The 6,999-nt window shown below is 34.9% G+C and carries 8 protein-coding genes; 6 read left to right on the forward strand and 2 right to left on the reverse strand.

Features of this window, described 5'->3' with window-relative positions:
* Positions 1–164: 164 nt before the first annotated feature.
* Complete coding sequence (locus AC4AGG_RS14655) at positions 165–815, forward strand: metal-dependent transcriptional regulator (protein ID WP_489772761.1); 651 nt, start codon at positions 165–167, stop codon at positions 813–815.
* Positions 816–819: 4 nt separating this feature from the next.
* On the opposite strand, the gene rsgA is transcribed toward AC4AGG_RS14655, so the two are convergent.
* Positions 820–1,740 carry a ribosome small subunit-dependent GTPase A gene (rsgA, locus tag AC4AGG_RS14660; protein ID WP_489772762.1) on the reverse strand — a complete coding sequence of 307 codons (921 nt, stop codon included), beginning with the start codon at positions 1,738–1,740 and terminating at the stop codon, positions 820–822.
* An 8-nt stretch (positions 1,741–1,748) separates the two neighbouring features.
* Positions 1,749–2,831, reverse strand: coding sequence for a chorismate mutase (locus AC4AGG_RS14665; RefSeq protein ID WP_489772763.1), 1,083 nt, complete (start codon positions 2,829–2,831; stop codon positions 1,749–1,751).
* 175 nt (positions 2,832–3,006) lie between these two features.
* Between AC4AGG_RS14665 and AC4AGG_RS14670 the strand changes: the two genes are divergently transcribed.
* The 5 genes from AC4AGG_RS14670 (at position 3,007) to AC4AGG_RS14690 (ending at position 6,911) form a co-directional block, all read left to right on the forward strand.
* Positions 3,007–3,609 carry a methyltransferase family protein gene (locus AC4AGG_RS14670; RefSeq protein ID WP_489772764.1) on the forward strand — a complete coding sequence of 201 codons (603 nt, stop codon included), beginning with the start codon at positions 3,007–3,009 and terminating at the stop codon, positions 3,607–3,609.
* Positions 3,610–3,748: 139 nt separating this feature from the next.
* Complete coding sequence (locus AC4AGG_RS14675; protein WP_489772765.1) at positions 3,749–4,180, forward strand: RrF2 family transcriptional regulator; 432 nt, start codon at positions 3,749–3,751, stop codon at positions 4,178–4,180.
* 139 nt (positions 4,181–4,319) lie between these two features.
* Positions 4,320–4,994 carry a DUF2490 domain-containing protein gene (locus AC4AGG_RS14680; protein ID WP_489772766.1) on the forward strand — a complete coding sequence of 225 codons (675 nt, stop codon included), beginning with the start codon at positions 4,320–4,322 and terminating at the stop codon, positions 4,992–4,994.
* Between the two features lie 4 nt (positions 4,995–4,998).
* Positions 4,999–6,018, forward strand: a complete 1,020-nt coding sequence (locus AC4AGG_RS14685) for an inorganic phosphate transporter (RefSeq protein WP_489772767.1) — start codon at positions 4,999–5,001, stop codon at positions 6,016–6,018.
* 98 nt (positions 6,019–6,116) lie between these two features.
* Complete coding sequence (locus tag AC4AGG_RS14690) at positions 6,117–6,911, forward strand: alpha/beta hydrolase (protein WP_489772768.1); 795 nt, start codon at positions 6,117–6,119, stop codon at positions 6,909–6,911.
* The last annotated feature ends 88 nt before the right edge of the window (positions 6,912–6,999 follow it).

Here is a 6,999-nt window from a genome sequence, read left to right on the forward strand (position 1 = left end):
AATTGTTTTAAAATCTTAAAAAATTAAAGGTCTAAATATAAAAAAAACTTCTTGATAATTCTATGAAAAAACTTTGAGAAATATCAAATTATTCGTGTTTTTTGATATCATGAATTATTTTCAAATTATTATTGTTAGATTTGCAAAAATAAGTTTCTAACATTTTGAAAAATACCCTTACAGAAGAGAATTATCTTAAAGCTATATTTCATTTAGCTGACGCTAATCATGAAGTAACCGTCAATGAAATGAGCAAATTTCTGAACGTCAAAATGCCGACTGTTAACAGCATGATGAAGAAGTTTGCTGAAAAAAAATGGGTCATTCAGAAGACGTATAAGCCTTTGAAGATTACCGAAAATGGAATGAAAGAAGCGGCTCTCGTTGTTAGAAAACACCGATTAACAGAGATGTTTTTGGTGGAAATTATGAATTTTGGATGGGAAAATGTTCACGAAATTGCAGAACAAATAGAACATCTCCACTCTCCTCTTTTCTTCGAAAAAATGGACGAAATGCTCAATTATCCGAAGTTCGACCCTCATGGTGAACCTATTCCAGATAAAGAAGGTAATATTATTTCGCCCAATTTTAGACGTCTTTCTCAATGTTCGGTAGATGAAGAAATTGTTTTCCAAGCGGTAACTTTTTCTGAGGAAAAATTCCTGAATTATCTCAACGAAAAACAATTGGCTTTAGGCGACAAATTGAGAATATTAAGAATCGAAAATTTTGACCATTCGATGAAAATTGAAATTGGTAATCGAAGCGAAATTCTTAGTCAGATTGCTTGTGAAAGAATCTTGGTGAATTAAGAACTTAGTACTCCTCCTCTACTTCATCCATTAATTTGATATAGGTCAGATAACGACTTGCGGCAATTTCATCGTTTTCGACTGCTTCGATAACGGCGCATTTGGGTTCGTTAAGATGAAGGCAATTATGGTATTTGCAATTTCTTCCTGTTTCAAATATTTCTGGAAAATAGTGTTGAATTTCCTCTTTCTCAACATCAATCATCGCAAATTCCCTAACTCCAGGTGTATCAATCACACTTCCTCCAAACTCCCAAAAGTGCATCATTGCAAAAGTGGTCGTATGCTTACCTTTGAGATGCACATCAGAAATATCACCTGTTTTTAGATTCAAACTCGGTTGCAAGGCGTTCACCAACGTGGACTTTCCACAGCCAGAGTGTCCAAAAAATACAGAAACCTTGTCTTTAATCATGTTTTCAAGAATGTCCAAATTCAATCTACTGATGGAAGAAATTTTTAAAGTTTCGTAACCTATTCCTTCGTAGACATTTCTGATCTCATCGACAATGGTAACTTCGTCCTCGTTAAGAATATCCATTTTACTGAATAGTATCAAGGGCTTGATATCGTAAGCTTCGCAACAAGCTAAAAAACGATCCAAGAATCCCAGCGAAGTTTCGGGCATTTTCAAAGTGAAAATAAAACATGCCACATCAATGTTAGATGCTATAATATGAGATTCCTTGGATAGATTAACTGACTTCCGAATCAAATAATTTTTGCGCGGTTCTATCTTGGTAATCCATGCAATATCATCACTTTCTAACTGAAATTCGACAAAGTCACCCACAGCAAGTGGATTGGTAAGTCTGGATTTTTGCAATTTGAATTTGCCTCTAATCCTAGCTTCAAAAGACTTTTGGGTCTCAAGTTCCAAAACTTGATACCAACTTCCTGTCGATTTTGTAATAAGTCCTTTCAAATTTTCAGCTACTTTTGGTCAATCATGATATTATTCTGTACTTCGATAGACGCCTCATGAATCGCCTTGAAGACTTTTTCTATAAATTCCTTGGACATCCCACTTTCTCTCGCCTTTTGCTCAGCATAATTGGTGATTTCTTGCCAACGTTCTGGTTGAAAGATAGCGATATTATTTTGTTTTTTAATCATTCCAATTTTTTCTGAAACCTTCATTCTTTCAGCTAACATCTGAATCAATTGAAAATCCAAATCCGAAATTAAAGTTCGGTGTTTTCCTAGTTCGTTTTCATATCCTGAAATATCAGATTTTCTGATAACCAAACTAGAAATCAATTGAGCTAGAGTTTCTGGAGTTATCTGCTGATCTGCATCGCTCCAACCATTGTCTGGATCAGGATGGGTCTCAATCATCGCACCTTCGTAACCTACATTAATGGCTTCTTGAGTCACCTCTTTCAATAGAACTCGATTTCCGCAAATATGTGAAGGGTCAATAATTAAAGGTATATTAGGGAATCTATTTTTGAAATCTAAAGCAATTTGCCAATTGGGAACATTACGAAATTTTGTTTTCTGATAAGTAGAAAATCCACGGTGGATAGCTCCTATATTTTGTACATCTTGCGCCAAAAGTCTTTCCATTGCACCAATCCACAATGACAAATCCGGATTAACTGGATTTTTCACCAAAACTATTTTGTCAGTTCCTTTGATGGCTTCCGCAATTTCCTGAACTGTAAACGGATTAACTGTTGATCGAGCTCCAATCCAAAGGATATCTACATCTGCATTAATTGCAGCTTCTGCATGGTGTGCATTAGCGATTTCAGTAGCAGTTGGATAACCATATTCTTCTTTAACTTTTTTCAGCCAAGAAAGTCCAATTTCGCCAACACCTTCAAAACAATTAGGCTTGGTTCTTGGTTTCCAAATTCCAGCACGAAAAACTTGGACATTCGCATTGGACTCCTTCATTCTTCTTGCTGTCTCCAACATTTGAGACTCGCTTTCAGCGCTACAAGGACCAGCAATAATAAGGGGTTGAGGAAAAGACTTTAGTTTTTCGTTTTTAATTTCGTTAAGCTCCATAATGTTCAATCTTCGTTTAAGCCGATAAAAGTAATGAAAAAATTGAAAAACAATCACCCCAAGGCGTCAAAATGATGACGTTAAGTGCTAAAAATGATTGTTTTTTTTGTACTTTAGTTCTGTCAAATTGTGACTTGATGAAAATTATGCATTCTATAGTCCATATGATAACACAATGACTGACTTTTTGAGATTTTTTCTTCCTATTTATTTCATTATTTATTTTGGAATAGCTTTCGTTCTTAAAAGCATCATCGTCGCAAAGCGAATTGGCAAGAGTCCTCTTGTTTTGCCTAAAGACGATAGCGCCTATGGTTTTATAGGTCGATATTTTAAGATTACATTGATTGGTCTTTTCATTTATATTTTGGTTTATTCATTTTATCCCTCATTTTATCCTAACTTTTTACCGATAAAGTGTTTACAAACAGCGGTTTTACAGTGTTTCGGAATTGCATTTCTTGTTATAGGGTTGTTTTGGACTATCATCGCAGAACGAGATATCAAAAACTCTTGGAGAATCGGTATTGATAATGACACCAAAACGGAGCTGATAACCTCGGGGCTTTTTAAGATTTCACGGAACCCAATTTTTTTAGGAATGATATTGAGCCTAATTGGAGTTTTCTTTGTTACTCCCAATGCAATGACAGGGCTTTTGATGATATTGGGATACGTATTGATTCAAATTCAAATTAGACTTGAGGAAGAATTTCTTACTAAAGAAAATGGTCAAATTTATCTTGAATACAAGAAGAAAGTGAGAAGGCTCATTTAGCTTTTTAGAAAATATAAGGTTTGTCATTAGCTTATTAATATTAGAGGAACCATTAATTTTTCATTAAATTAGTGCCTTCAAAAAACGGAGAAAATATTTCCTTCCTATATTTTGATTAAAGGAATAATTTTAAATTATTATGTTATCGAAGAAAACCAAATACGCGATTAATGCGCTTGTTTTTATAGCTAAAAATCAAGAGGACCAGCCAATTGCGGTTAGCAGAATCTCCGCCGAACAGAATATTCCTCAGAAGTTTCTTGAGTCCATCTTGACCGAACTCAAGAACGCTAGAATTCTTAATAGCAAGAAAGGGAAATATGGCGGATACTCGCTTAACGGAAAGCCTGAAGATATTAATATGGCCAAAATTATGAGACTTTTTGATGGAGCAATAGGTCTTCTTCCATGTGTTACCTATGATTATTACGAACGTTGTGAAGAGTGTATTGATGAGGAGACTTGTGGAATTCGTCAAGTTGCGATGGAGATTAGAAACGAGACTGTTGACAGACTCAAGGCGGCTACCCTTTCGGACATTATTAAAAGAGAGCAGATAAAGAAGAAATAATTTTTTTAAATTTAACTCCTATTAATTTGGTAGGAATAATAGGATTATATAATTTTGCGGATGTAAATTCTGATTTATGCGTCGAATTGGCTTCACATTTTTGTTTCTATTTATTCAACTTTTTTGCACTTCATCGTCGATGAAAGCTCAAAAGAATGTGGATACGCAGAGTCTTCTTTGGGCAAGATATAACCTAAAAATTCAGCTGAATGATAATTATCAAATCAGGCAAGAAATTGATGAAAGAACCTACTGGTTTCCTTGGAGGCAACATCAATTAGTTTTAAGAACAATGGCTGAAAGAAAATTAGCCAAAGGATGGAATGTAGCTGCAGGGCTTACTTATTTGCAGCAATCTTTACCACATGATCCAACAGTTAAAGAATTCAATAACCAAGCAGAGTTAAGACCACTAATTGAGATTGCTTACAAGCAAAATTTAAACGAGAAATTAAGTCTGCATCACCGCTATTGGAGTGAGTTTCGATTTTTTGAACTTCCTGACGGCTCCTTTCAATACAGCAACAATCGTTCTCGTTACAAATTGGAAGTGGGCTACTCTCCCATTCCAGAAGTAACGCTAAAGGCATTTGACGAAATTTTCATCAATATTGGAAATAGAGTTGTTTACAATGTATTTGACCAAAATCGTTACGGTTTTAGTGTTCAATATATGCCAAAATCCAATTTCGGATTTGAGCTGGGTTACCTCAACTGGTTTCAGCAAAGGATTTCTGGGGTTGATTTCTATAACCGAAATATCATGCGATTCACCATTCATCACACTTTGAATTTTAAAAAATTAAACAAATAGAGTTATGTCAGAGCTATTTAATATTCTAACAATTCCTTTTCTTTTAGCGATGTTTCTTGCCGTTAATATGGGTGGAAGTGGTACTGCTCCCTCCTTTTCAGCAGCTTATGGAGCTAACGTTGTCAAAAAAACGATTATTCCTGGTCTTTTTGGAGTCATGGTACTAATGGGAGCCTTAATTGCTGGAAAAGAAGTTTCACTAACTCTGGGTAAAGGACTGTTGGAGCAGGAATATTTCACACCTCTTAATACTTCTATCATTCTGTTTTCCATTGGTTTATCATTACTTATCGCTAATCTATTAGGTGTTCCGCAATCCACGAGTCACGCCACGGTTCTTTCCATTGCTGGAGCAGCAGCGGCATTGGATGGACTTAATACCAATAAATTATTTTATGAAATTATCCCAACCTGGGTCATTCTTCCTTTTGTCTCATTTTTTATTATGTTGGGTCTAACAAAATGGATTTTTCCTATTTTGAAAGATAAAGTATTTACTGACGATTACAGTCATCTGCAAGAACACAAAGGACTGAAGGCTTTGTTGATTATTTCTTCCATGTATGTCGCCTTTTCTATTGGTGCCAATAATGTTGCGAATGCGGCAGCTCCTATTGCTTCTTTGACTGCGAACGAAATTGGGCACGAAGCTATTCAGAATTTTCTTCCTATTATTATTCTATCGGTATTAATTGTTGCGCCATGTTTTGCGATCGGAAGTTCGCTTTTGGGACATAAAGTGACCGAAAAAACGGGAAAAGATATTGTCGATGTAACTCCATTTTACGCCACAATTATTGCGATGATTACTGCAAGTTTACTGCTTTTGGCTTCCCTAACAAAGGGGATTCCGACATCTTTGGTTCAGTTGAATGGTGCTGCTTTTATTGCTTTAAGCATTAGTAAAAATGGACTTAAAGATACTTTCCAAAACAAAACAGTGAAACAGGCCTTTATCGTTTGGGGGATTGCACCCGTTTTTGCCTTTGTTTTGACTTTCGTTTTAATAAGTATCTTCAAATAGTAGTTTCAATTTTTTAAATATTCTCTTTCTTCAAACTCAATTGATTGAATGAAAAATTGTTGAATTTTATGTAAATTCAACCAATAAAATTCATTTTAATGAAAAAGTGGTTGAAGCGAACATTATATACATTTGTTGGACTTTACTTATTGGTTTGCGGACTCCTCTATTTCTTTCAGGAGAATATTATTTTCTTGCCCGAAAAGCTCAAAAAAAATTACCAATTTCAATTTGAAGGCGATTATGAAGAAATGAATGTCCAAATGAAAGATGGAAGTCTGATTAATGGATTATTATTCAAAGTTCCTGAATCCAAAGGTTTGATATTTTATCTTCATGGAAATGCCGGTTCTCTTAGTACATGGGGAAATGTCGCACCACTTTACAACCAATTGGGATACGATATTTTTATCCTTGATTATCCTGGTTTTGGGAAAAGTGAGAGTCAAATTTCCAGTGAGAAACAAATCTTTGAAGGAAATCAAGCAGCTTATGATGAACTGAAAAAACGGTACAACGAAGATAAAATTATTGTTTTGGGATATTCCATTGGGACAGGAATGGCATCTGAAAATCATCCACAACTTCTTATTTTACAAGCGCCTTATTACAATCTGAAGACAGTCATGAAAAGTAGATTTCCCATTATTCCGACATTTCTGTTGAAATATGAGATGAAAACGAATGAATATCTCAAAAATTGCAAAATGCCAGTTGTCATTTTTCATGGAGACCATGATCAAGTTATTGATCATGAATCATCCAAAATGCTACAAAAAGAGTTCAAGAAAGGAGACTCTTTAATTACTTTGCGTGGTCAAGGCCACAATGGGATGACGGATAACTTAGAGTATCAGATGGAACTTGCGAGAATCTTGTCGAAACTTCCTTAAATTGGAATTTCCTATCCTAAATTTTGAATTTCAAATGTTATTTTTTCAGTAATTTTAAAATGAATATCCGTAAAGTTGCCTAGAATTC

The sequence above is a fragment of the Chryseobacterium sp. CG10_8 genome (assembly GCF_058117085.1).